The organism is Qipengyuania sp. (assembly GCF_965277845.1).
GTDB lineage: Bacteria > Pseudomonadota > Alphaproteobacteria > Sphingomonadales > Sphingomonadaceae > Qipengyuania.
Map to the genome: position 1 here is coordinate 1,023,856 of NZ_OZ255844.1, position 22,239 is coordinate 1,046,094.

The 22,239-nt window shown below is 65.0% G+C and carries 21 protein-coding genes; 15 read left to right on the forward strand and 6 right to left on the reverse strand.

What is annotated here, in order from left to right; genetic code table 11:
* Nucleotides 1–51: 51 nt before the first annotated feature.
* The 4 genes from ACQY4G_RS05030 (at nucleotide 52) to ACQY4G_RS05045 (ending at nucleotide 5,439) form a co-directional block, all read left to right on the forward strand.
* Nucleotides 52–252 carry a DUF1192 family protein gene (locus ACQY4G_RS05030; protein ID WP_421993436.1) on the forward strand — a complete coding sequence of 67 codons (201 nt, stop codon included), beginning with the start codon at nucleotides 52–54 and terminating at the stop codon, nucleotides 250–252.
* 130 nt (nucleotides 253–382) lie between these two features.
* Nucleotides 383–2,770, forward strand: a complete 2,388-nt coding sequence (gene clpA, locus ACQY4G_RS05035) for an ATP-dependent Clp protease ATP-binding subunit ClpA (RefSeq protein ID WP_421993438.1) — start codon at nucleotides 383–385, stop codon at nucleotides 2,768–2,770.
* 66 nt (nucleotides 2,771–2,836) lie between these two features.
* Entirely contained in the window at nucleotides 2,837–3,844 is a 1,008-nt protein-coding gene (locus ACQY4G_RS05040) for a ligase-associated DNA damage response exonuclease (protein WP_421993440.1), read from the forward strand.
* Between the two features lie 2 nt (nucleotides 3,845–3,846).
* Nucleotides 3,847–5,439: a cisplatin damage response ATP-dependent DNA ligase gene (locus ACQY4G_RS05045; RefSeq protein WP_421993442.1), complete on the forward strand. Its 1,593-nt coding sequence runs from the start codon at nucleotides 3,847–3,849 to the stop codon at nucleotides 5,437–5,439.
* A 36-nt stretch (nucleotides 5,440–5,475) separates the two neighbouring features.
* Here the strand turns inward: ACQY4G_RS05045 and ACQY4G_RS05050 are convergent, their stop codons facing one another.
* From ACQY4G_RS05050 to ACQY4G_RS05065, 4 genes are read right to left on the reverse strand one after another with little or no spacing between them, the layout of a single operon-like run.
* Nucleotides 5,476–6,048: a gamma carbonic anhydrase family protein gene (locus tag ACQY4G_RS05050; protein ID WP_421993444.1), complete on the reverse strand. Its 573-nt coding sequence runs from the start codon at nucleotides 6,046–6,048 to the stop codon at nucleotides 5,476–5,478.
* Nucleotides 6,045–6,602 (reverse strand): GNAT family N-acetyltransferase, encoded by a 558-nt coding sequence (locus tag ACQY4G_RS05055; RefSeq protein ID WP_421993445.1) that lies wholly within the window; start codon nucleotides 6,600–6,602, stop codon nucleotides 6,045–6,047. Before ACQY4G_RS05055 ends, ACQY4G_RS05050 begins: the two co-directional genes overlap by 4 nt.
* Nucleotides 6,595–7,593: a porphobilinogen synthase gene (gene hemB, locus ACQY4G_RS05060; protein WP_421993446.1), complete on the reverse strand. Its 999-nt coding sequence runs from the start codon at nucleotides 7,591–7,593 to the stop codon at nucleotides 6,595–6,597. Before hemB ends, ACQY4G_RS05055 begins: the two co-directional genes overlap by 8 nt.
* Before the next feature lie 37 nt (nucleotides 7,594–7,630).
* Entirely contained in the window at nucleotides 7,631–9,103 is a 1,473-nt protein-coding gene (locus ACQY4G_RS05065; RefSeq protein ID WP_428483096.1) for a M23 family metallopeptidase, read from the reverse strand.
* 334 nt (nucleotides 9,104–9,437) lie between these two features.
* Here ACQY4G_RS05065 and ACQY4G_RS05070 point away from each other — a divergent pair, with 334 nt between their 5' ends.
* The 8 genes from ACQY4G_RS05070 (at nucleotide 9,438) to ACQY4G_RS05105 (ending at nucleotide 16,351) form a co-directional block, all read left to right on the forward strand.
* Nucleotides 9,438–11,942, forward strand: a complete 2,505-nt coding sequence (locus ACQY4G_RS05070) for a helicase-related protein (protein WP_421993450.1) — start codon at nucleotides 9,438–9,440, stop codon at nucleotides 11,940–11,942.
* A gap of 13 nt (nucleotides 11,943–11,955) precedes the next feature.
* Nucleotides 11,956–12,213 (forward strand): RNA-binding S4 domain-containing protein, encoded by a 258-nt coding sequence (locus ACQY4G_RS05075; RefSeq protein WP_291179256.1) that lies wholly within the window; start codon nucleotides 11,956–11,958, stop codon nucleotides 12,211–12,213.
* A 52-nt stretch (nucleotides 12,214–12,265) separates the two neighbouring features.
* A complete protein-coding gene (gene fdxA / locus ACQY4G_RS05080; protein WP_067692049.1) occupies nucleotides 12,266–12,604 on the forward strand; it encodes a ferredoxin FdxA in 339 nt (112 codons plus the stop codon).
* Nucleotides 12,605–12,616: 12 nt separating this feature from the next.
* The gene (locus ACQY4G_RS05085; RefSeq protein WP_421993452.1) at nucleotides 12,617–13,399 is read left to right on the forward strand and encodes a YihY/virulence factor BrkB family protein; all 783 of its coding nucleotides are present in this window, start codon (nucleotides 12,617–12,619) and stop codon (nucleotides 13,397–13,399) included.
* A 226-nt stretch (nucleotides 13,400–13,625) separates the two neighbouring features.
* The gene (locus ACQY4G_RS05090) at nucleotides 13,626–14,159 is read left to right on the forward strand and encodes a CarD family transcriptional regulator (RefSeq protein WP_050601467.1); all 534 of its coding nucleotides are present in this window, start codon (nucleotides 13,626–13,628) and stop codon (nucleotides 14,157–14,159) included.
* Nucleotides 14,160–14,318: 159 nt separating this feature from the next.
* Nucleotides 14,319–15,056, forward strand: coding sequence for a head GIN domain-containing protein (locus ACQY4G_RS05095; protein WP_421993456.1), 738 nt, complete (start codon nucleotides 14,319–14,321; stop codon nucleotides 15,054–15,056).
* Nucleotides 15,057–15,190: 134 nt separating this feature from the next.
* Nucleotides 15,191–15,967, forward strand: coding sequence for a head GIN domain-containing protein (locus tag ACQY4G_RS05100; RefSeq protein ID WP_421993458.1), 777 nt, complete (start codon nucleotides 15,191–15,193; stop codon nucleotides 15,965–15,967).
* Between the two features lie 54 nt (nucleotides 15,968–16,021).
* Nucleotides 16,022–16,351 carry a hypothetical protein gene (locus tag ACQY4G_RS05105; RefSeq protein ID WP_067692062.1) on the forward strand — a complete coding sequence of 110 codons (330 nt, stop codon included), beginning with the start codon at nucleotides 16,022–16,024 and terminating at the stop codon, nucleotides 16,349–16,351.
* Here ACQY4G_RS05105 and ACQY4G_RS05110 read toward each other — a convergent pair.
* Nucleotides 16,348–17,277 carry an L-threonylcarbamoyladenylate synthase gene (locus ACQY4G_RS05110; protein WP_421993460.1) on the reverse strand — a complete coding sequence of 310 codons (930 nt, stop codon included), beginning with the start codon at nucleotides 17,275–17,277 and terminating at the stop codon, nucleotides 16,348–16,350. The two genes, ACQY4G_RS05105 and ACQY4G_RS05110, sit on opposite strands and share 4 nt — an antisense overlap.
* A gap of 46 nt (nucleotides 17,278–17,323) precedes the next feature.
* On the opposite strand from ACQY4G_RS05110, the gene ACQY4G_RS05115 reads away from it, so the two are divergent.
* Nucleotides 17,324–19,063 (forward strand): acyl-CoA dehydrogenase, encoded by a 1,740-nt coding sequence (locus ACQY4G_RS05115; protein WP_421993462.1) that lies wholly within the window; start codon nucleotides 17,324–17,326, stop codon nucleotides 19,061–19,063.
* A gap of 1 nt (nucleotide 19,064) precedes the next feature.
* Here the strand turns inward: ACQY4G_RS05115 and ACQY4G_RS05120 are convergent, their stop codons facing one another.
* Nucleotides 19,065–20,525: a PQQ-dependent sugar dehydrogenase gene (locus ACQY4G_RS05120; RefSeq protein ID WP_421993464.1), complete on the reverse strand. Its 1,461-nt coding sequence runs from the start codon at nucleotides 20,523–20,525 to the stop codon at nucleotides 19,065–19,067.
* Between the two features lie 78 nt (nucleotides 20,526–20,603).
* Here ACQY4G_RS05120 and ACQY4G_RS05125 point away from each other — a divergent pair, with 78 nt between their 5' ends.
* Nucleotides 20,604–21,086, forward strand: coding sequence for a GAF domain-containing protein (locus tag ACQY4G_RS05125; RefSeq protein ID WP_421993466.1), 483 nt, complete (start codon nucleotides 20,604–20,606; stop codon nucleotides 21,084–21,086).
* 123 nt (nucleotides 21,087–21,209) lie between these two features.
* The gene (locus tag ACQY4G_RS05130; RefSeq protein WP_421993468.1) at nucleotides 21,210–22,193 is read left to right on the forward strand and encodes a glycine zipper 2TM domain-containing protein; all 984 of its coding nucleotides are present in this window, start codon (nucleotides 21,210–21,212) and stop codon (nucleotides 22,191–22,193) included.
* Nucleotides 22,194–22,239: the final 46 nt, after the last annotated feature.

The window sequence follows — 22,239 nt, forward strand, 5'->3', positions numbered from 1 at the left end:
ACCGCGCGACCCCGTTGACAGCAACCGGGCAGACTTGCGAGATTGGAGAAGATGAACGACGACGAGAGTCCACGCCCGAGAGGCGATGCCGCGAGCATGCTGGCGAGCGAGGACCTCGGCCCCTATTCGCAAGACGAACTGACTGCGCGGATCGCGCTGCTCGAAGCCGAGATTTTACGCGTCGAAAAGCATCGCCGGTCCGCCGCCGCACACCGTGACGCGGCCGAGGCTTTGTTCGGGCGAAAGGAATAGTTGGCGATGCGGGGGCTGAAATATCCCGCCCCTGTTACCATATGCGACGCCTATACAGCATTGGCTAACCTTCGGCCGATAGGCTGTTTCGTATTCGCCCCGCGCGAGTCCCTGTGAGAAAGACCTTTGAATGCCCAGCTTTGCCGCAAACCTCGAAAAGACCCTCCACGCAGCGCTCACCGATGCGGGCGAACGGCGTCACGAATATGCGACGCTGGAGCACCTGCTCCTCGCCCTGATCGACGATGAGGATGCGGCGCAGGTGATGACCGCCTGCGGGGTCGACCTGACCGAGCTGACTGCGGTGGTGAAGCAATATCTCGAGCAGGAGTACCAGTCGCTCCAGGCGGACGAGAGCGCCGATCCGCAACCGACCGCGGGGTTCCAGCGCGTGATCCAGCGCGCAATCCTGCATGTCCAGTCTTCGGGCAAGGATACCGTGACAGGCGCCAACGTGCTGGTTGCGCTGTTTTCCGAACGCGATAGCTATGCGGTCTATTTCCTACAGCAGCAGGACATGAGCCGACTGGATGCGGTCAGCTTCATCAGCCACGGCATCGGCAAGGGCGGCAAACAGATCGAAAGCCGCCCGCCCGAGGGTGCCGAAGGTGCCGAGGCGCAAGGTGAGGAAAAGCCCGGCGAGAAGGGCAAGAAGGAGACGGCGCTCGACCAGTTCACGGTCAACCTCAACCGGAAGGCCGAGGACGGGCGGATCGATCCCCTGATCGGCCGCGGCCCCGAAGTCGACCGCACGGTCCAGATCCTGTGCCGCCGCAGCAAGAACAATCCGCTCTATGTCGGCGACCCGGGAGTCGGGAAGACCGCCATCGCCGAGGGGCTCGCGCGCAAGATCGTCGAGGGCGAGGTGCCGGAGGTCCTGCAGGACGCGGTCATCTATTCGCTCGATATGGGCGCGTTGCTCGCGGGCACACGCTATCGCGGCGATTTCGAAGAGCGCCTGAAGCAGGTCGTCAATGAGCTCGAGGGCATGCCGGATGCAATCCTGTTCATCGACGAGATCCACACAGTAATTGGTGCCGGGGCGACGAGCGGCGGGGCGATGGACGCTTCGAACCTGCTGAAGCCCGCGCTTTCCAGCGGAGCGATCCGCTGCATCGGTTCGACGACCTACAAGGAATTCCGCAATCACTTCGAGAAGGACCGCGCGCTGCTGCGTCGCTTCCAGAAGATCGACGTGAACGAGCCGACGATCGAGGATACGGTCAAAATCCTGAAAGGTCTGAAGACCGCGTTCCAGGATCACCACAAGGTGACCTATACCATCGATGCGCTCAAGACGGCGGTCGAGCTTTCGGCGCGCTATATCAACGACCGCAAACTGCCCGACAAGGCGATCGACGTGATCGACGAAGTCGGCGCGATGCAGATGCTGGTGCCGCCCAGCCGCCGCAAGAAGAAGATCACTGCCAAGGAAATCGAAGCCGTGATCGCGACCATGGCGCGCATCCCGCCCAAGTCGGTCTCGAAGGACGACAAGAAGGCGCTCGAGAACCTCGAACGCGATCTCAAGCACGTCGTCTTCGGCCAGGACCCGGCGGTGCGCAAGCTGTCGACCGCGATGAAGCTAAGCCGTGCGGGCCTGCGCGATCCGGACAAGCCGATCGGCTCGTTCCTGTTCTCCGGGCCGACCGGCGTCGGCAAGACCGAGGTCGCACGCCAGCTCGCCTCGATCATGGGTATCGAGCTCAAACGCTTCGATATGTCCGAATATATGGAGCGCCACAGCGTCTCGCGCCTGATCGGTGCTCCTCCGGGCTATGTCGGCTACGACCAGGGCGGCTTGCTGACCGACGCCGTCGACCAGAACCCGCATTGCGTGCTGCTGCTCGACGAGATCGAGAAGGCGCATCCCGACCTGTTCAACATCCTGCTGCAGGTGATGGATAATGGCCGCCTGACCGACCACCACGGCAAGACGGTCGATTTCCGCAACGTCGTGCTGATCATGACGACCAATGCCGGCGCCGCCGACATGGCGCGCCAGGGCATCGGTTTCGGCGATGTGAGCAAGGAAGATGCGAGCGAAGAAGCGGTGAAGCGCATGTTCACCCCCGAGTTCCGCAACCGCCTCGATGCGATCGTGCCCTTCGGCTACCTCGGCAAGGAAACCGTCGCCCGCGTGGTCGACAAGTTCATCCTCCAGCTCGAACTGCAGCTGGCCGAACAGAATGTCGACATCCAGTTCGACAAGGATGCGCGCGCCTGGCTGGCCGACAAGGGCTATGACCGCCTCTACGGCGCCCGTCCGATGGGCCGTCTGATCCAGGAACGGATCAAGCAGCCGCTGGCTGAAGAATTGCTCTTCGGCAAGCTCGCCGATGGCGGCGAAGTGTCGGTGACGATGAAGGATGGCAAGCCCGCCTTCGAACTCACCCCCGCCCCGCCCAAGACCAGGCGCAAGGCAGCGCCGAAGAAGAAACCCGCGGCGAAGAAGAAGCCAACGCCCAAGAAACCCGAAGCGGGTGCCGAAAAGGGCAAGGACGAAACCAAGAGCTGATCTGCGAATCGGCAGCGATGGGGGGGCCACCGGGAACGGTCGGCGCCCTTTTCGTTTGAATCGACGATGGCTGCTGCCCCCTTCTCCTGGATCAACCCCGAGCCGCATGGTATCCATATCGCCCCCGCCGATTGCTGGGTCGATCCCAGCCGTCCGGTCGACAAGGCACTGGTCACGCATGGCCATGCCGACCATGCGCGCGGGGGGCACGGCCAGACCGTTGCCACACCCGAAACGCTCGCGATCATGGAGTTGCGCTACGCAACACGCGACGGGGCGACGCCGGTCGAGTATGGCGAGACGATCCGCCTGCCCGGCGGGGTCGATGCGACCTACATCCCGGCGGGCCATGTCCTTGGCAGCGCGCAGATCCTGCTCGAACACGCGGGCGAGCGCGTGATCGTCACCGGCGACTACAAGCGACGTCACGACCCCACCTGCCCGCCCTTCGAAGTCACGCCCTGCGATATCTTCATCACCGAGGCGACCTTCGGCCTGCCGGTATTCTGCCATCCGCCGATCGAGGAGGAGATGCAGAAACTGCTCGACCGGCTCGCTGCGCATCCTGACCGTTGCGTGCTGGTCGGCGCCTATGCTCTCGGCAAGGCGCAGCGCGTGATCGCCGAACTGCGTCGCGCGGGACACACGGATCCGATCTACTTACACGGCGCGATGGAGAAGATGTGCCGCCTCTATGAGGAGCTCGGCGTGAATCTGGGCGAACTGCGGCTCGTGGCGGATGCCGACAAGGACGCAATGCGCGGCCACATCGTTGTCTGCCCGCCAAGCGCACTCAACGACCGATGGAGCCGACGACTGCCCGATCCGATCACCGCCATGGCGAGCGGCTGGATGCGCATTCGCCAGCGCGCTCGGCAGCGGAATGTCGAATTGCCGCTGGTAATCTCCGACCATGCCGATTGGGGCGAACTGACCCGTACGATCGAGGAGGTCGACGCGAGCGAAAACTGGATCACCCACGGGCGGGAGGACGCGCTGCTACGCTGGTGCCAGCTCCATCAGCGCCGCGCCCGCGCGTTGGCTCTTGTCGGCTACGAAGACGAGGACGACTGAGGGTGGACGAGTTTGCCGCCCTGATCGATGCTCTGGTCTACACCCGCAGCCGCAACGAAAAGCTGCGCCTGATCGCGGAATATCTGTGCGCGACACCCGACCCGGACCGAGGATGGGCGCTGGCGGCGCTCGCCGAAGGGCTCGATTTTCCGGCGGTAAAGAGCTCCACCATCCGCAATCTCCTGAAAGACCGCGTGGACCCGGTACTGTGGACGCTGAGCCGCGATTTCGTCGGCGACACGGCGGAAACCGCGAGCCTACTGTGGCCTGCGCCCGCCAACGAACCCGATCCGCCGGGCGTGAGCGAAACCGTGGAACTGCTGTCGGCGTTGACCCGCAAGAGCGTTCTGACCGGGTTGCCGAAGCTTCTGGACCGGCTCGACGCATCGGGTCGCTATGCATTGCTCAAGCTCGCGACGGGCGGGATGCGCATCGGCGTGTCGAGCCGCCTGGCCAAAACCGCCTTCGCGCAAGCTTTCGCGGTGTCGGTCGACCAGGTGGAGGAGTATTGGCACGGCCTCGAGCCGCCTTACGATCCGCTCTTCGCCTGGGCCGCACATGGCCAGGCTCCGCCCGATATCGAGAACCTTCCCACCTTCCGGCCCTTCATGCTCGCGCATCCGCTCGAGGACACGGTCGTCGACCTCGCCGACTATGCGGCCGAATGGAAATGGGACGGAATCCGCGTCCAACTGGTACGCGCAGGAGAGGAGACTCGAGTCTACAGCCGCTCGGGCGACGACATTTCGGCGACTTTCCCGGAGCTGCTCGATGTCCTGCCCTTCCCCGCAGTGCTCGATGGGGAATTGCTGGTGCGCGGCTCGACGCAGGGGGGCGAGGAAGGAGGAGCAGCCAGCTTCAACGCGCTGCAGCAGCGGCTCGGGCGCAAAACCGTGAGCAAGAAAATGCTCACCGAGTTCCCAGCCTTCGTCCGGCTCTATGATGCACTTCTGATCGAAGGCGAAGATGTGCGCGAACAGCCGTGGACCGCGCGCCGCTCGCGGCTCGAGGCGTTGATGGCCCGGCTGCCCGACAGCCATTTCGACATCAGTTCCGTTGTCGAAGCACGCGACTTCGGACATCTCGCCGAAATTCGCGAAGGAAGCCGCGAAGACGCGATCGAAGGGCTGATGCTCAAGCGCAAGGACAGCCCCTATATCGCCGGGCGACGCGTCGGGTACTGGTACAAGTGGAAGCGCGACCCGCTGCTGATCGACTGCGTGCTGATGTATGCGCAGCGCGGCTCGGGCAAACGCTCCAGCTTCTTTTCCGACTACACCTTCGGCTGCTGGAATGGCGATCCGGACAAGGGCGCGGACCTGCTACCGGTCGGTAAAGCCTATTCGGGTTTCACCGACGAGGAACTGAAGAAGATCGACCGTCACGTGCGCCAGAACACGATCAACCGCTTCGGCCCCGTGCGCGAGACCGAGAAGACACTGGTGTTCGAAGTCGCCTTCGACAGCGTGCACGAAAGCAAACGCCACAAATCGGGCCTCGCCATGCGCTTTCCGCGTATCCACCGCATACGCTGGGACAAGCCGGCGCACGAGGCGGACCGGATCGCGGCACTAAGGGCGCTAATCCGCGATTGAGCAAAGTCGCGCCGCGCACATTGCGACAGCGTGACGTCAGTCCCCAAACGCCTTGGCCACCGCCTCGCCGTGATGCTTGGCATTCTCTGCATAATGCGCGACGCCGATGCGCATGCCGGCAATTGCCGCGTCATCCAGATCGCGCATCTTGCGCGCGGGGCGACCGCCCCACAGCTCACGCGCGCCCATCACCTTGCCTTCGGTCAGCATGGCACCGGCGGCGAGCATCGCATCCGAGCCGATCACCGCCTTGTTCATCGCGATCGCGCCGAGACCGACGAATCCGCGATCCTCGATCGTGCAGCCATGGACCGTCGCCATGTGGCCGATCAGCACGTCGTCGCCAATGATCAACGGCGAACCGTCGGGATCGCCCGGTCTTTCGGGGTCGCAATGGCAGACGCTGCCATCCTGGATATTGCTGCGCTCGCCGATGACAATGCGGCTGACATCGGCGCGCAACACGCAATTGTACCAGACCGAGCTGTCGGCCCCGATCTCGACATTGCCGATGATCGTGCAGCCCGGCGCGACGAAGGCGCTATCGTGAATTTTCGGCGTGTGGCCGTGGATCGGAACGATGGTGACGCCGGGGCGGCTCGCGGTCATCGGGTGTTCTCCCATTGCTCTCTCGTGAGCGAATACTGGATCGTCGGATTGTCCTCGGCCGGATAGGCCGGGTCGGAAAAATCAAGGTCTTCGCGGCGGACCATGCCGAGCTTTTCCATCAGTTTCCAGCTTCCGGCATTGGCCTCGCTGGTCAGCGCGACGACATGCGGCGCGCCGACGCGGGTGAAGGCCCATTCGAGCACGGCGCGCATTGCCTCTTCGGCATATCCGCGCCGCCAGCGATCCTCCCGCACCAGCCAGCCCACCTCGTGATCGCCGACATTGGGCGCAAGCGGATTGTCGACGCGCTTTATCCCACAATGGCCGACCATCTCGCCGCTCGCCTTTTCGATCATGAAGAGGAAGCTGAAGCCCTCGCGCGCATAGAGCGCCATCGACTTGGCATGCTTGGCCTCGATCTCGTGCAGTTCCTTGACCCCGCCCAGCCGCGCCATCACCGCTAGCGTATTGAGCAGCCGATCCTGTTCGGCAGCATCGCCCTCCTCGATGGTCCGCAGGATCAGCCGGTCGGTTTCGGCAATGATATCAGCCATTCAGTAGCTGCGCGGCGCGGGGTGCGTGATAGGTCAGCACGCCGCTGCACCCGGCGCGCTTGAAGGCCATCAGCTTTTCCATCAGCAACGCGTCGCGGTCGCCCACGCCCGCTGCCGCGCCCGCCTCGATCAGCGCATATTCGCCGCTCACCTGGTAGGCGAAGACGGGAACGGAGAACTCCTGTTTCACGCGCCAGATCACGTCGAGATAAGCAAGCCCCGGCTTGACCATCACGCTGTCCGCCCCTTCGGCGATATCGAGGGCGATCTCTCGCAGCGCCTCGTCGCCATTAGCCGGGTCCATCTGATAGCTCTTCTTGTCGCCCCTGAGCAGGCCGCCCGAGCCCACTGCATCGCGGAACGGGCCGTAGAAGGCGGAGGCGTATTTCGCCGAATAGGCCATGATCTGGACATTGGGATGATGGTTCATTTCCAGCGCCATGCGGATCGCCTTCACGCGGCCGTCCATCATGTCCGACGGCGCGATAATATCTGCGCCAGCATTTGCTTGGTTGACCGCCTGGTCGACCAGCACGGCGACCGTATCGTCGTTGACGACATAGCCCGCCTCGTCGAGCAGCCCGTCTTGGCCGTGGCTGGTATAGGGATCGAGCGCGACATCGGTGAGGATGCCGAGATCGCTACCACAGGCATCGCGAACCGCCTTGATCGCCCGGCACATGAGATTGTCGGGATTGAGCGCTTCGGCCCCGTCGTCGCTGCGCTTTTCCGGCTGGGTATTGGGAAACAGGGCGATGCACGGAATGCCGAGTTCGACGGCCTCTTTGGCGCGAGACGCGATCCCATCGACCGACCAGCGCGAGACGCCAGGGAGGCTCGCCACCGGCTCCTCGACGCCCGATCCATCGGTGACGAACAGCGGCCAGATGAGGTCTGCCGCGGTGAGCACGGTCTCGCGATGCATGGTGCGGCTCCACGCGCTCGCGCGGGTGCGGCGCAGGCGGGTAGCGGGATAGCTTGCATTGGTCATGGCGACGCTGTGCCGCAAGCACGCGCTTGGTGCAATCTCAGCCCTTCACGGGCGGCGAAAGCTTGTCGATTTCGCGGATCGGTTCCTGCGCGGCAACCTCGGTAGAGGTGCGCTGCAATTCGGCCAGTGCTGCGCCAGGCTCGACCGTCTTGATCCGGGTGAGCGCTTCCTTGAAACGTCGCAGCTCCGCCCCGGTCAGCTGTGCGCGGGTGACATATTTCACCGAGGCCGGGTTGATCGCCCTGCCGTGGCGATACATTTCGTAGTGAAGGTGCGGGCCGGTCGACAGGCCGGTTGAGCCGACATAGCCGATTACCTGTCCGCGCCGCACGCTCTGCCCGCGATTCACCGCAATGCGGCTCATGTGGCAGTAACGCGTGTCGAGCCCGCCATCGTGGCGCAACCGCACCGCATTGCCGCAGCCGCCCATGCGCCCCGCCCCGGTGACGCGGCCATCGGTCACGGCAACGATAGGGGTCCCGTGACGCGCCTTGAAGTCGAGGCCGGAATGCATCCTGCGATAGCCCAGGATCGGGTGGCGGCGCATGCCGAAGCCCGAAGTCGTTCGCCCTGGCACGGGCGCCATCAGCCCACCGCGCTGTTCGCCCACTCCCGAGGCCTCGTAGAATTCGCCATCCTCGCCCCAGCGCATCAGTTGCACGCGCGGCGTTTCTCCCCGCTCGAGCCCGGCATAGAGCAATTGGCCCGCCTGCCGTTCGCCCGTGGCGGCGCGGCGATGGGCCAGGATGAAATCGAACGTATCACCCGCACGAACGTCGCGATCGAGGTTCACATACTGGCCCAGCGTCTTGAGATAGGACTGGACCGCACTGGCCGGTGCGCCCGCGGCACGCGCAGAGCGATAGAGGCTGTCACCGACGGTGCCGCGGATGCGCAGCGGCGTTTCATCGACACGGATAACATTCTTTGTCAGCGAAAGATCGGAGCCTTCTGCGAACCGCCCGATCTCGAGTTCGAGATCGAAGCGCGCGCGAAAACCGATCGTCTCGAGCGGGCGCGGCGCGCCCGGTGCGGGGCGGCGACCGAGGGTAATGTCGAACGTTGTGCCCGATTCGATTTCGCTCAGCGGCAGCGCCGCGCCGACCAGTTCGGCCACGCGCTGGCTGTCGTCACGCCCTACGCCGGCGCGGCGTAGCATGCGTTCGAAGCTGTCGCCTCTTGCCAGCGTCGCGACCATTTCGAGCCGCGGCCGTTCCGGCGCGGCGGCGAGCGGTTCGACCAGCGTGGTCGCACCCATGTGCCTGCCACTGTCGGCCCCGAGCGCGAGCGGGAGAATCATCTGGCTGCGGTATTCATCGCGCACCGCATCGTCGATATGCGCGGACGCCGCCGCCTCGAGAGGGGCGAAACTCGGCCAGAAGGCCAGGGCAGTGGCAGTCAGGCCGACGAATGTGCCCACCCCGCGCAGCCAACGCTTGCTGCCGATCTCGCTGCCGAGGTCGGGCGCAAGGTCGAGTGCGGCGATCCGGCCCGAAAGCTGTTCCCGCAAGGTGGTCCAGGAAAAAGAGGGTCCGTACGGATTCGGAACGATCTGGTCATGCGCCAGGGCCGCCGCGGACTGACCGTAACCGCCGGTCGCCGTGGGCTGTGCCGTATCCTGTGTGTCCGCGTGGGACGTATACACGCTGTGTCCCTTCCCATTGGCCGCTCCGGCGCGAATGGATGCGGCTCGACCCTCGTATCGGGTCCTCTGCCCGCATTGCCTGCCAAAACAAAGTAAAGGCCGCCTTAATCTGCGGCCATGCGAGTCCGGATTGCGGTGAATCGAGTCGCCATAGGGTCGGGCGGTTGCCCTGGCGCCCGCGCACTGCCAATTAAGGAGTGTGCAGGGTAGCGCGATCAAGGCGGTCCTCGGACCCACCAATACCGGCAAGACGCATCTGGCGATCGAGCGCATGGCGGCGCATTCGAGCGGCTGCATGGGCTTCCCGCTGCGCCTGCTGGCGCGCGAGGTCTACGACCGGGTGCGTGCGATTAAGGGCGACGACGCGGTCGCGCTGATCACCGGCGAAGAACGCATCGAGCCGAAGAACGCACGCTATATGTGCTGCACGGTCGAAGCGATGCCGCGCGACGGGGCGGGCGCTGCCTTCGTGGCTCTCGACGAGGCGCAGCTCGCCGCCGATCGCGAGCGGGGCCACATCTTCACCGACCGCCTGCTGAACACGCGCGGCCGCGAGGAAACCATGCTGCTGGGCTCCGCGACGCTTGAACCGCTGGTGCGCGAGCTGGTGCTCGAAGCCGAGATCTCCGACCGCCCGCGCTTTTCGACCCTCACTTACATCGGCCCGCGCAAGCTCTCGCGCCTGCCCCCGCGCAGCGCAATCGTCGCCTTCAGCGCGGAGCAGGTCTATGCGGTGGCGGAAATGCTGCGGCGCTTCCGGGGCGGCGCGGCGGTGGTCATGGGCGCGCTCAGCCCGGAGACGCGCAACAAGCAGGTCGCGCTGTTTCAGAGCGGAGAGGTCGACTACATCGTCGCGACCGACGCGATCGGCATGGGGCTGAACCTTGACGTCAATCATGTCGCCTTTGCCGGCCTGACCAAATTCGACGGCATGCGGATGCGCCGACTGTTGCCTGCGGAAATGGCGCAGATCGCGGGACGCGCGGGCCGCCATCAGCACGACGGAACCTTCGGAACGTTGGCCGGGACGAATAAGCACGGCACTCCTCCCGAACTCACCGAGGAGGAGGTCTATGCAATCGAAGAACACCGCTTCGCTCCGCTAACCCATCTGTACTGGCGCGAGCCCGAGCCGCGCTTCGATTCGCTGCCCGTCCTGATCTCCGATCTCGAAGCGCCGCCCGACGATCCGGCGCTGCGCCTCGCGCCCGAAGCCATCGACCTGGCGACGCTCAAGCGCCTCGCCGGGGAACCCGTCGCGGGCGATGTCCGGGGGCATGGTGCGGTGCGCCGGTTCTGGGAGGCCTGCTCGCTGCCCGACTTCCGCCAGCGCGGTCCCGACGTGCATGCGCGCTTCGTCGCGCGGCTGTGGCAGGATCTCGCCGAAGGCTATATCGGCGCGGATTATGTCGCGGCGCGGATCAGCGAACTCGACAACATGTCCGGAGACATCGATACGCTGCAGGGGCGGATCGCGGCGATTCGCAGCTGGGCTTATATCTGCCAGCGCCCCGATTGGGTGTTGGCGCGTGATGAAATGGCATCGCGCGCACGGGCGGTCGAGGCCAAATTGTCGGATGCGCTTCACGCGCGACTGACCGAGAGATTCGTAAACCGGAGGACGGCGATCCTGATGAAGTCGCTAGGACAGGATGCAGGCATGTTGCCGATCGAATTGAGCGATTCAGGCGAGGTGAGCGTGGAGGGCGAAGTTCTCGGCCATGTCGAAGGGCTCCGCTTTGCGGTCGATCCCTCCGCCCGGCACGAGGACCGGCGTATGCTGCTTGCTGCTGCCGAGAAAGCGTTGCCGAAACTGCTCGGTGAAAAGGCGGAGGCACTGGCAGCCTCGGATATGGAAGAGATCGAGCTTGAGCGCGGCGCCATCCGCTGGAACGGGCAGGAACTCGCCAAGCTCGAGCATCGCGATGGCGCCGTAACGCCGCTCTTGAGGCCCACGCGCGAAGTGACCACGCTGCCCGAAGCTGCGCGCGCAAAGCTGATGGCAGCGCTGGAAGCATGGCTCGCGACGAAGCTGGAGCCGCTCGCGCCGCTCGAAAAGATGCATCACGCCGTGAGCAATCCCGATGCCGGGTCACAGGCGCGCGCCCTGCTGCTCAATCTGATTGCGGGACATGGCTATGTGACGCGGGAAAAAGCGGGCATCGAACACTTGCCCAAGGAAATGCGCCCATTCCTGCGCAAGATCGGCGTGACCTTCGGCGCGCTCGACATTTTCGCGCCCGCGCTGCTCAAACCCGCACCGCGCCAGCTGCTGCATGCGCTCGGGCTCGACCGGCGGCCGTTGCAGGAAGCGATGCTACCGGTGATCCCCGATGCAAGGAAACTGCCCTCGGGCTATCGCCATGCCGGCAGCCAGGCGATCCGCATCGACCTGGCAGAGAAGATCCTGCGCGCCGCGCACGAAACACGCGCCAAGGCGCAGGCCAAGAACCGCAAGCGCAAGTTTGTGCTCGACTACTCGCTACCGATCTCGATCGGGCTCGAGGAAGGCAATATTGCGCGGCTGCTCGGTAATGCGGGTTTCCGCGTGCAGAAGGCAAAGCCGCTAACAGAGGGCCGGTTCGGCCCGCCGCGCCCGGATCGCTGGGAATGGCGCCCTTCGCGCCGCAAGCAGGAACGCAGCAAACCCGCTCCCCCGCGCGAGGGCAACGCCTTTGCGGCCCTCGCCGACCTGGTCCGCTGATGGCGTTGCCCGCGTGAGGATCGACCGGCTGCTGTGCTACCTGCGCTTCGTGCGCACCCGCAGCGCGGCCCATAGGTTGGTCGAACAGGGCCATATCCGCCGCAATGGCGAGCGCGTGAAACGCTGCTCGCGCGGCATTGCCGAGGGCGACATCCTCACCCTGCCGCTCGGCAATTCGGTCAAGCTGGTCGAAATCCTGCGTCTCCCCAAGCGCCGCGGTCCGCCGCGCGAGGCACAAGCCTGCTATCGGGAGCTTGACCCCAACGGATAATCCGCCCTAGCAGCGCGGATCAGGGAAACACTTCGCGAGGATTACTCTACCCATGACCTATGTCGTCACCGACGCCTGCATCAAGTGCAAGTACACCGACTGCGTCGAGGTCTGTCCGGTCGACTGTTTCTACGAGGGCGAGAACATGCTCGTCATCAATCCCAGCGAGTGTATCGACTGCGGCGTTTGCGAACCCGAATGCCCCGCCGAGGCGATTCTGCCCGATACTGAGGATGGGCTGGAAAAATGGCTGGAGCTGAACACCAAGTTCAGCGCCGAATGGCCCAACATCACCCAGTCCAAGGAACCGCCCGCAGACGCGGACGAGCACAAGGACGAAGAGGGCAAGTTCGAGAAGTTCTTCTCGCCCGAACCCGGCGAAGGCGACTGATCGCTCGCCTGGGTGGTCGCCGATCTCAAGAGAGCGTGGCAGCGCGGCGCCGAAGACAATATCGGCATCGTTGCGGCAGGCATCGCGCATTATGCCCTGCTAGCCCTCGTCCCCGCGCTCGCTGCGCTGGTCCTGTCCTACGGGCTGATCGCAGAACCTTCGACCGTTGCCGGGCATGTGACAGTGCTGGCCGAGAAGCTACCCCCTTCGGCTGCCGAGCTGATCGCCAGCCAGCTGAAGTCCGTTGCGAGCGGGGCAGCGGGTGCGCAAGGGCTCGGCCTGGCGGCATCGCTGGGGATCGCCCTCTTCGGGGCGCGCAACGGGGCTCGATCGCTGATGACCGGGCTGAACATCGTATTTCATGCAGACGAGCCCCGCGGTTTCATCAAGGCAAATCTCGTGGCGGTGGCGATTACCGGAGCGGGTCTTGCAGGCTTGATCACGGCAGGCATCGGAAGCGCTGCTCTGGCGAGCCTCGATGGAACGATCGGGGGAATCGCGAGCCTCGCTTTCCTCTTTGCGATTGCCGTTCTGGGCGCGGGCCTGCTGTACCGATTCGCGCCCAATGCACCTCGTCCGCCATGGGCGGCAATCTGGCCTGGGGCTTTCGTCTTCGCGGTATGCTGGTTGGCGGCAACCGGCGCTTTCGCTTTTTATGCCGCCAATTTCGGCAGCTATAACGCGACTTACGGTGCGTTGGGCGCTGTTCTCGCATTGATCACCTGGTTTTGGGCGACCGGTTTCCTCTTGCTGTTCGGCGCATTGATTGCGGCGCTGCGCGACAGCCCAAGCTAGTGGCTTGCTTGCGCGAGCGCGCGGATTCGCAATTTTCTTACAGCTGTGTTATATAATGCAACAACTGCACCGGTTTGCTCCCGGGCAGGTGTGAGAATTGAAAGGGCAGGCCACCAGCACACGTCACATTCGGTACCAGACCGCACTCCCAGTTGGGGATTGCGGCTGAGGCTTTCCGTGACGCTGCTGACCACCCCGGCCAGGCCCGGACGAAAGGATAGATTGCATGGCAAGCAAGGCTGATGCCTTCGACGTTGGCGATTACGTTGTTTACCCCAAGCACGGCGTCGGCCGTGTCATCGAGCTGCAGAGCGAGGAAATCGCCGGCATGCAGCTCGACCTCTATGTCCTCCGCTTCGAAAAGGAACGCATGACGCTGCGCGTTCCGGTGAACAAGGTCGAATCGATCGGCATGCGCAAGCTGTCGAGCGACAAGACGCTCAAGGAAGCGATGGAAACCCTCAAGGGCAAGCCCAAGGTCAAGCGGACCATGTGGAGCCGCCGCGCGCAGGAATACGAGGCAAAGATCAACTCGGGCGAAATCGTCCTGATCGCGGAAGTGACCCGCGACCTGTTCCGCCCGGACGACCAGCCCGAACAGAGCTATTCCGAGCGCCAGATCTTCGAAGCGGCTTCGAGCCGGCTCGCCCGCGAACTTGCGGCGATGGAGAAGACCGACGAGCCGACCGCGCTGGAAAAGATCCTCGATGTGCTGCGCGAACACGCGCCGCAATATTACGAGAACACCGAGGACGCGTAAGCGCTTCGCGTTTCCCGAGACACGGGAGGGGGTGCCGCAAGGCGCCCCCTTTTTTGTGCGTGCCGGCGATTCCATGAAACGATTACACTTGTCGACGAACGCGCTCGACTTGTGCTCGGCATGATGGGAAGCATGCGTCCATCAATCGGGAGAACCGTTATGTTTCGTATCCTTGCCGCCTGCTCGCTCGGCCTTGCTGCCGCAACCGCAATGCCCGCCATACACGCCCATCCGCAGAAGGAATGGCGGTCCTCGCTCGACGATGGCGAGCGTATCTCCGCATCCTGGGCCGCAACGGGTCGCTTCGACCAGGTCACGCTGGCCAGCCGCGACAATGTCGCGATCACGCGCGGCGATCGCTGGCGCGTGAGGGCCAGCGGCAGTCCCGACGTGCTCTCAGAACTGCGCTTCAAGATAAAGGACGAGCAATTGGTCATCGGCCGCCGCTGGCGCGAGGACCCGGTCAATGGCATCGCAACCATCCAGGTTACGGCCCCCTCGGTCGACGGCGTCACGCTGGCCGGTTCGGGCAATCTGTCGATCGACCGGATGGATGCCAGCGAAGTGGGCGCCACATTGGCCGGTTCGGGTACGATCGATGTCGGTCGCATCGCAACCAGGCAACTGGCGGCGACGGTTGCCGGAACGGGCAATCTACGGCTTGCCGGTCGCGCCGAGGATGGGGCCATCACGATCGCCGGAAGCGGGGATATCGACGGCCAGCAGCTGCGCATGGGGCGCGCCACCGTGTCGATCGCCGGTTCGGGCGATGCGCGCTTCAACGCCGATGACAGCGTATCGGCGAGCATCGTCGGGAGTGGCGATGCCGTGGTTTCGGGCACGACCGATTGCACCCAGACGCGGATGGGGTCCGGCCGCCTGACCTGTTCGCGCTGAGTCTGGGCGGCGACCGTCGCGGGTCGACCCTGGGGGTCCTGCAAGCCTGCCTCCTGCTGCATAGCCTTGATGATTTATGCCTGCTGTATTATATCAGCAACACGGACTGCCGCAGCTAGAGGAATACCATCGCGATGATCCACCGACTTCTCAAGGGGCTCGCCCCCATTGCCGCCCTCGCCGGCGCCGCGCTCGTTGCCGGGTGCGACGGAATGAACATCCAGATCGGCGACAGCGAAGGCGTGCCTCTGTCCGAGCTCGACATGACCGGCGCCGCGCCGACGAAACTGGTCCTGGCCGGCCCAGACAGGGTCATCGTCACGGAAGGCTCCGATCTCGATATCGCCGTCTCGGGCGATGACGACGCAGTCGATGCGCTGCGCTTCTCGCTCGACGACGAGACACTTGGCATCAGCCGCGAAAAGAACAGTTGGAAGGATCGCGGCAAAGCAACTGTGCGCGTGACGATGCCCAGCCTGCGGGCGATGGTGCTGGCCGGATCGGGCGATATCGAAGCGCCGTCGATGACCGGCCGGGCGGATGTGACCATTGCCGGGTCGGGAACGGCGGCAGTATCCGCTTTCGATGCCGAATCGCTCGATCTCACGATCGCCGGTTCGGGCGATTTCTCGGCCGGCGGCAAGGTCGAAACGCTCGACCTAACCATCGCCGGATCTGGCAAGGCAGAAATGCCCGACCTCGCCGTCGGTGACGCCGATATCTCGGTGGCCGGTTCGGGCGATGCGGAGTTCGCCTCCGACGGCCGCGTAGATGCCAGCATCATGGGTTCGGGCACGATCACCGTAAATGGTCGCGCGAACTGCACCGTCAATTCGATGGGATCGGGCACGCTCAATTGCCGCGAAGTCAGGGCGGCGACACCGGCGACCCCCGAGGCTCCCGAAGCCTGAATTCATCGACGTTTCACACAATCTGGGCTAGGCGGCGCAGCGAAAGGATCCCGCATGCGTCGCCTAGCCATTTTCGTTCTCCTTCCCGCAGCCGTGATGTTGCCCGGCTGCCTTGCCAAGACGGTGGTCGACGTCGCCACGGCACCCGTAAAGGTCGTCGGCAAGGGCGTGGACCTCGCCACTACCAGCCAGTCCGAAGCCGACGAGAAGCGCGGTCGCGAGATCCGACGGCGCGAGGCGCGGCTGGCGAAGCTCGAGCGCGATTATGAAAAGCAGCTCGACCGGTGCGAGGACGGCAATCGCCGCGCCTGCGACGAGGCACGCGACACCTATGCCGAGATGCAGCAGATCATTCCGTCGATACCGGTAGAGCCCGAAGACTAATCGGCAGGCGTCGCGGCGCGACGCAGGCGGTCGTTGATCGCGATGCCGATACCCCGTTCCGGAATCGGCGCAATCGCGATGCGCGGCTTGTCCGACCGCGCCCCTTCGTGGAGGCAGGCGTATAGGCGCGCCGCGGCTTCGGCGAGATCGCCGCGCGCCGACAGCGTGCAGTCCCCCTGCACTGAGCCGAACCCGATCATGAAGTCGTCTGGCGCAACTTGCGTCGCGTCGAGGCGCACCGGCTTGCCCGGGGCGTAATGGCTGGCCAGCTGGCCGGGCGCTTCGATCCGCTCGCCGCTGCTTCCACCCGCTTCGAGCGCAATCGGCCCCGGCCGCAGCACTTCTACCGATCCATCGGCGCGCACCGCAGCAATCGTCGATTCGAGCCCCCGTTCACACTCCCCGCCATCGAGCACGGCATCGATCCGCCCGTCGAGCGAAGCCAGCACATGGGCGGGCGAGGTCGGGCTGATAAAGCCGCTGCGATTAGCGGAAGGCGCGGCGATCGGCAGGCCGGTGCTTTCGAGCAGCAAACGCATCGCCGGGTGCGATGGCATCCGCAGCGCCAGCGTGTCGAGCCCCGCGGTCACGGCAGCCGACAACCCGGCATCGCGCCGGCGCGGCAGCACGAGCGTCAGCGGACCGGGCCAGTACCGGGCAGCCAGTTGCTCGGCTTCGGGCGAGATCTCGGCCAGGCTACGCGCCTGCTCGAGCGAGGCGACATGCACGATGAGCGGATTGAAGCTCGGGCGGCCCTTTGCCCGATAGATTCGCGCCACCGCCGCATCGCTATCGGCGCGGGCGGCAAGGCCGTAGACCGTTTCGGTCGGCACGGCCACAAGGCCGCCGTCGCGCAGGATCTGCGCGGCGCGGGCGATGCCACCTTCATCGACGTCGAGCGTTTCCGTAGCGTATTTGCCGCTCATGCCCGCGCGCTATATCTGGGGGCGCACAAAGCCAAGAGGAATAGACGTGACCTACACCCCCGCCACTCAGGACCAGCTGCTCGCCATCCGCGTCAACGCCGGGATCGAGGAACTGGCGAGAAGCGAGAAATTCGCCGCCGCCGAACCCGACATGGTCGAGGCGATCGTTGGCGGAATCGGCGAATTCGCCGCAGGTGAATGGGCACCGCTCAACCGCGTCGGCGATCTCGAAGGAGCAAAGCTGAAAAATGGCTTGGTGCGTCTGCCGGACGGATTTGCGGAAGCTTACGCCCATTATGTCGAGCAGGGCTGGAATGCGATCTCCGGCCCGGTCGAATTCGGCGGCCAGGGCCTGCCCTTCACGCTCTCGTGCAATGTGCTCGAAAACCTCGGCACCGCGAACATGGCCTTCAACCTGTTGCCGATGCTGAGTGTCGGGGCGATCGAGTCGCTCGAACATCACGGCTCGAAGGAGCTGCAGGAGAAATACCTTCCCAAACTGGTCAGCGGCGAATGGTCGGGGACGATGAACCTGACCGAACCGCAGGCCGGATCGGACGTCGGCGCGCTGCGCACCACGGCAGAGCCGATCGCCGAGGGCGAACATGCGGGCAAGTACCGCATCAAGGGTCAGAAGATCTACATCACCTGGGGCGAGCACGAGCTGTCGAAGAACATCATCCACCTCGTTCTCGCGCGGCTCCCCGACGCGCCCGAGGGCAGCCGCGGGATCTCGCTCTTCATCGTACCCAAGTATCACGTGAAGAAAGATGGCTCTCCCGGCCCGCGCAACGATCTGCGTTGCGTTAGCATCGAGCACAAGCTCGGCATCAATGCCTCGCCGACCTGCGTGATGAGCTATGGCGACAATGACGAATGCATCGGCGAACTGGTCGGCGCGGAAAACCGCGGCCTGATGGCAATGTTCACCATGATGAACAATGCGCGCATCAACGTCGGCAATCAGGGCGTCCAGATTGGCGAACGCGCGACGCAGCAGGCGCAGCTTTATGCCAGGGATCGCATCCAGTCAGCACGCGCGGGCTCGCCGGACAAGGCGCCGGTCGCGATCCTCGAGCACCCCGACGTGCGCCGCATGCTGCTGCGCATGCGTGCCCTCACCGAAGGTGCGCGGGCGCTGCTCTACTACACCGCCGGCCAGGTCGATCGCGGCACCCTGGGCGATGCCGCGGCACGCGCGCGCGGCGAAGTGCTCACCCCTCTGATCAAGGCCTGGGGCACGGATATCGGGATCGAGGTCGCCAGCCTGGGCGTGCAGGTCCATGGCGGCATGGGCTTCGTCGAGGAAACCGGCGCGGCGCAGCACTGGCGCGATTCGCGCATCGCCCCAATCTACGAAGGTACCAACGGCATCCAGGCCGCCGACCTCGTCACGCGCAAGCTCGGGCTAGATGGCGGCGAGGCGCTGAGCGCGCTGATCGCCGATATTGCGCGCGACGCCGGTGACGAGCCCACGCTCGCCGCACTTGCCGCCGATTGCGAAGCAGTAGCCAACTGGATGCGCGAGGAGGCGAGCCTCGACGATCGCCTCGCCGGATCGGTGCCGTTCTGCACCATGTTCGCTGCCGCGGTCGCCGGATGGCAGTTGCTGCGCCAATTGCGCGCGATCGAGGCGGGCGACGCGCCCGGCCTTGCGGGAAGCAAGTCGGCCAGCGTGCGCTTCTTCCTCGACCGGATCGTTCCCGAAGCCTCTGGGCTGAAGGCTGCGGCCACGGCCGGGGCCGAACCGCTCTACACGCTCTCGGTCGACCAGCTGATCGGATAGGCTATTCGGCGGTCACGCGACGCGCGTAATCGTCTTCGCCGAAAGTCGCTTCCTGCCCGCGGAGCTCGCGCCGGGCGGGAAGCCGGTTGCCGGTCACTCTGTCGATCCCGGCCTGCGCCTCTGCTTCGGGCGCAACCACGCGCCAGATGATCCCGGCAGTGTCGTCGGAGACCAGCAAGGACCCGTCGCCCGCCCATTCGACCCAGGTAGGGCGTCCGCGCGTCGTGCCGTCGTCCTTGAGGAAGCCGGTCAGTACGGGCAGCGGCTTGCCAGTCGGATTGCCGCGCTCGTCGAAGGCGACATAGACCACGTCGTAGCCCGACGGCGGCTTGCGGTTCCACGAGCCGTGCTGCGCGATGAAAGCGCCGCTTGAGAAGCGGTCGCCCATCCGGGCACCTTCGCGGCTGAACACCAGGCCGAGCGCGGCGACATGCGGGCCGAGCGCATATTCGGGCGTGCGGACATAGTTGATGAATTGCGGGATCGGATACTCCACCCGACGGTCGAAATTGTCTCCGAAATAGACCCAGGGCCAGCCGTAATGCGCGCCGACTGGGACATTGGTGAGGTAATCGGGCACGAGGTCCGAGCCGAGCATGTCGCGCTCGTTCACCGTCGTCCACAACTCGCCCGACCAGGGGCTGAAATCCATGCCGTTGGCATTGCGCAAACCCGCGCCGAAAACCCGCTGGCGACCGCTTTCGAGATCGATCTCCCAGATGAGCGCCCGCCCCTCCTCGATCTCCATGCCGTCTTCGCCGATGTTCGATTTCGAACCCACGGCGGCGTAGAGCCGGTCGCCATCGGGATGCAGCGCCAGATTGCGCATCCAGTGGCCTGTGCCGTGAGCGAGATCGGCGATCTTGCGCCCCTCGCCGCTCAGCTCGGTGGAACCGAGCTCGTAATCGAAGGCCAGCACTTCGTCATGATTGGCGATGTAAAGCGTGTCATCGCCCCAGGCGATGCCCGAGGGCGAGTCGAGATCGTCGCGCAGCACGAAGCGGCCCTCCGCGATCCCGTCGCCATCCGCATCGCGCAGCAGCACTATCTGGTTGGCGCTGTCACCGCCTGCGCCCGCCTTGCGGAACAGGAAGCCGGCGACGAGATCGCGCAGCCAGTTGCTTTCGCCGGTCTGGATATTGGGCGATTGGGTCAGCGCGACGAGGATATCGCCATTGGGCAGCGCCTGCAGCGTACGCGGATGGTCGAGCCCCTCGGCGAAGCGATTCACGGTAAGCCCTTCTGCCGCAACCGGCACCTCGCCTTCGGCCCAGCCCACCGGTTCGGCGATCGCGACCGTCGGGAAGCTTTCCTCGGCGGGTTCGTCGAGCGTCGGGTCGGTCCCGACCGTTTCCTCAAAGGCGACATCGGCGGTATCGCCGCGGGTGAGGAAATAGCCGGCGACGAGGACCACCAGCAGTATGACGAGGAGCGCGATGCCCAGCTTCTTGAGAATACCCATGGGCAGCGGAGATAAGCGAGCCCGGCCCCGCGAGCAATGGGGCTTGAAGAGCGGCTTGCGCGCGCTACATCGCGCGCCATGTTCGATTTTCGTCCCGAACCCGGTACCCCCAAGCCCGAAGCCTATCGCCAGCTGCTCGACGCGGCCGAAGCGCTGACGGCGGGCGAACCCGATGGAGTGGCTAACATGGCCAACATCGCTGCCTTGCTGTGGGACTTCCTGCCCGAACTCAACTGGTCGGGATTCTACCGCGTGATGGAGGGCGAGCTGGTACTCGGCCCGTTCGTGGGCCGGCCTGCCTGTATCCGGATCCCGATGGGCCAGGGCGTGTGCGGCGTGGCCGCGAAAGAGGGCACCACGCAGCTGGTTGAGGACGTGCATGCCTTTCCCGGCCATATCGCCTGCGACGCGGTCACCAATTCCGAACTGGTCGTCCCCATCCTGGGCGGCGGCAAGCCGATTGCGGTGATCGATCTCGACAGCCCGGCCAAGGCACGCTTCGACCGCGAAGATGCGGACGGGATCGAAGCGCTCGCCCGGATGCTGTCCGACCGGATCTAAGCGTGCCTGCCCCATAGCGGTACATGGCGGGCACCGTTTTTGCGCTCGGCACGACAGATGCCTACACTGGTCGGGTAATTGCGCGCCGGCGTTCTGCCGAGTCGCTTGCAGGGAGCCCGTGCCATGATCTTTCGTACCGCCCTCGCGCTGACCGCTTCCAGCTTTGCCCTCCAGGCGGGCGTTGCCGTGGCACAGGAAACCATGTCCTATGAAACAGGGCAGTACGAATACGCGCAGCCCAGCCCCGAACTTGACGACGATGTCGTCACCGAAACGGCGACCGATGCGACTTCGACGACCGACACGGTAAGCGCGGCACGATCCATCCCGCCGCGCCCGCAAGCCCCGGTCTTCGTCAGCAGTCCGACGATACAGCCGATCGATCCTTCGAATCCGGTCTATTACAGCTATGAAACGCTGGCGGCCCAGCCGGCGCCCGCCACGCGGACCATCCCGGCCCGCGCCGCCACGGCTCCGGTGCAGCCGGTACAGCCGACCTATGTCTACGTCCGGCAGCCGCCCCAGGTGATCTACGCCTATCCGACTCCGATGGTCTATGCACAGCCACCCGCCGGCGCCGCGCGGGTGATCTATCCCAATGCGCCGACCCAGGCTCCGGTACCTCCCGTGCAGTACGGCTATGGCTATCAGGCGGGATATGCCGGAGCTCCGGCCTATCTTCCCGCCGGGGCCCAGGTCGTTGCCTTCGACCGAAACGCCTGGCTCGAGGAATGCCGCGCGCGCCTCGACACATATGAGAGCGACAGCGACCGCGGCGAAGTGATCGGGGCATTGATCGGCGGCGTTGCGGGCGGCGTGCTCGGCAACCGGATCGCGGGCAGCGGCAACCGGACCGCCGGCACTCTGATTGGCGCAGGCGCGGGCGCGCTGGCCGGGATGGCTGCGGGCGATGCGATCGAGGACGGCAACCGTCGTCGGACCGACAGCTACAGCCAGTGCCAGGCCTATCTCGACGACTACATGCAAAAGGCGACCGCCAGCGCCGGGACGGTACAATACAGCCAACCCGGGCAATATATGCTGGTACCGGTAACGGTGGCCGTTCCCCAACGCGCCGTCTATCGCGACGGGACCCCCGCCAACTGACCCGGCCGAGTGCGGCAGTCATGATCGGATAGGCCGCCGGGGCGGC

Bases quoted from the DNA above. Each gene is read 5' to 3' on its own strand.
- ACQY4G_RS05120 (WP_421993464.1), bottom strand. From the start codon at position 20,525: ATGGGTATTCTCAAGAAGCTGGGCATCGCGCTCCTCGTCATACTGCTG.
- ACQY4G_RS05055 (WP_421993445.1), bottom strand. From the start codon at position 6,602: ATGGCTGATATCATTGCCGAAACCGACCGGCTGATCCTGCGGACCATC.
- hemB (WP_421993446.1), bottom strand. From the start codon at position 7,593: ATGACCAATGCAAGCTATCCCGCTACCCGCCTGCGCCGCACCCGCGCG.
- ACQY4G_RS05125 (WP_421993466.1), top strand. From the start codon at position 20,604: ATGTTCGATTTTCGTCCCGAACCCGGTACCCCCAAGCCCGAAGCCTAT.
- ACQY4G_RS05030 (WP_421993436.1), top strand. From the start codon at position 52: ATGAACGACGACGAGAGTCCACGCCCGAGAGGCGATGCCGCGAGCATG.
- ACQY4G_RS05130 (WP_421993468.1), top strand. From the start codon at position 21,210: ATGATCTTTCGTACCGCCCTCGCGCTGACCGCTTCCAGCTTTGCCCTC.
- clpA (WP_421993438.1), top strand. From the start codon at position 383: ATGCCCAGCTTTGCCGCAAACCTCGAAAAGACCCTCCACGCAGCGCTC.
- ACQY4G_RS05100 (WP_421993458.1), top strand. From the start codon at position 15,191: ATGATCCACCGACTTCTCAAGGGGCTCGCCCCCATTGCCGCCCTCGCC.
- ACQY4G_RS05095 (WP_421993456.1), top strand. From the start codon at position 14,319: ATGTTTCGTATCCTTGCCGCCTGCTCGCTCGGCCTTGCTGCCGCAACC.
- ACQY4G_RS05110 (WP_421993460.1), bottom strand. From the start codon at position 17,277: ATGAGCGGCAAATACGCTACGGAAACGCTCGACGTCGATGAAGGTGGC.
- ACQY4G_RS05040 (WP_421993440.1), top strand. From the start codon at position 2,837: ATGGCTGCTGCCCCCTTCTCCTGGATCAACCCCGAGCCGCATGGTATC.
- ACQY4G_RS05105 (WP_067692062.1), top strand. From the start codon at position 16,022: ATGCGTCGCCTAGCCATTTTCGTTCTCCTTCCCGCAGCCGTGATGTTG.
- fdxA (WP_067692049.1), top strand. From the start codon at position 12,266: ATGACCTATGTCGTCACCGACGCCTGCATCAAGTGCAAGTACACCGAC.
- ACQY4G_RS05090 (WP_050601467.1), top strand. From the start codon at position 13,626: ATGGCAAGCAAGGCTGATGCCTTCGACGTTGGCGATTACGTTGTTTAC.
- ACQY4G_RS05050 (WP_421993444.1), bottom strand. From the start codon at position 6,048: ATGACCGCGAGCCGCCCCGGCGTCACCATCGTTCCGATCCACGGCCAC.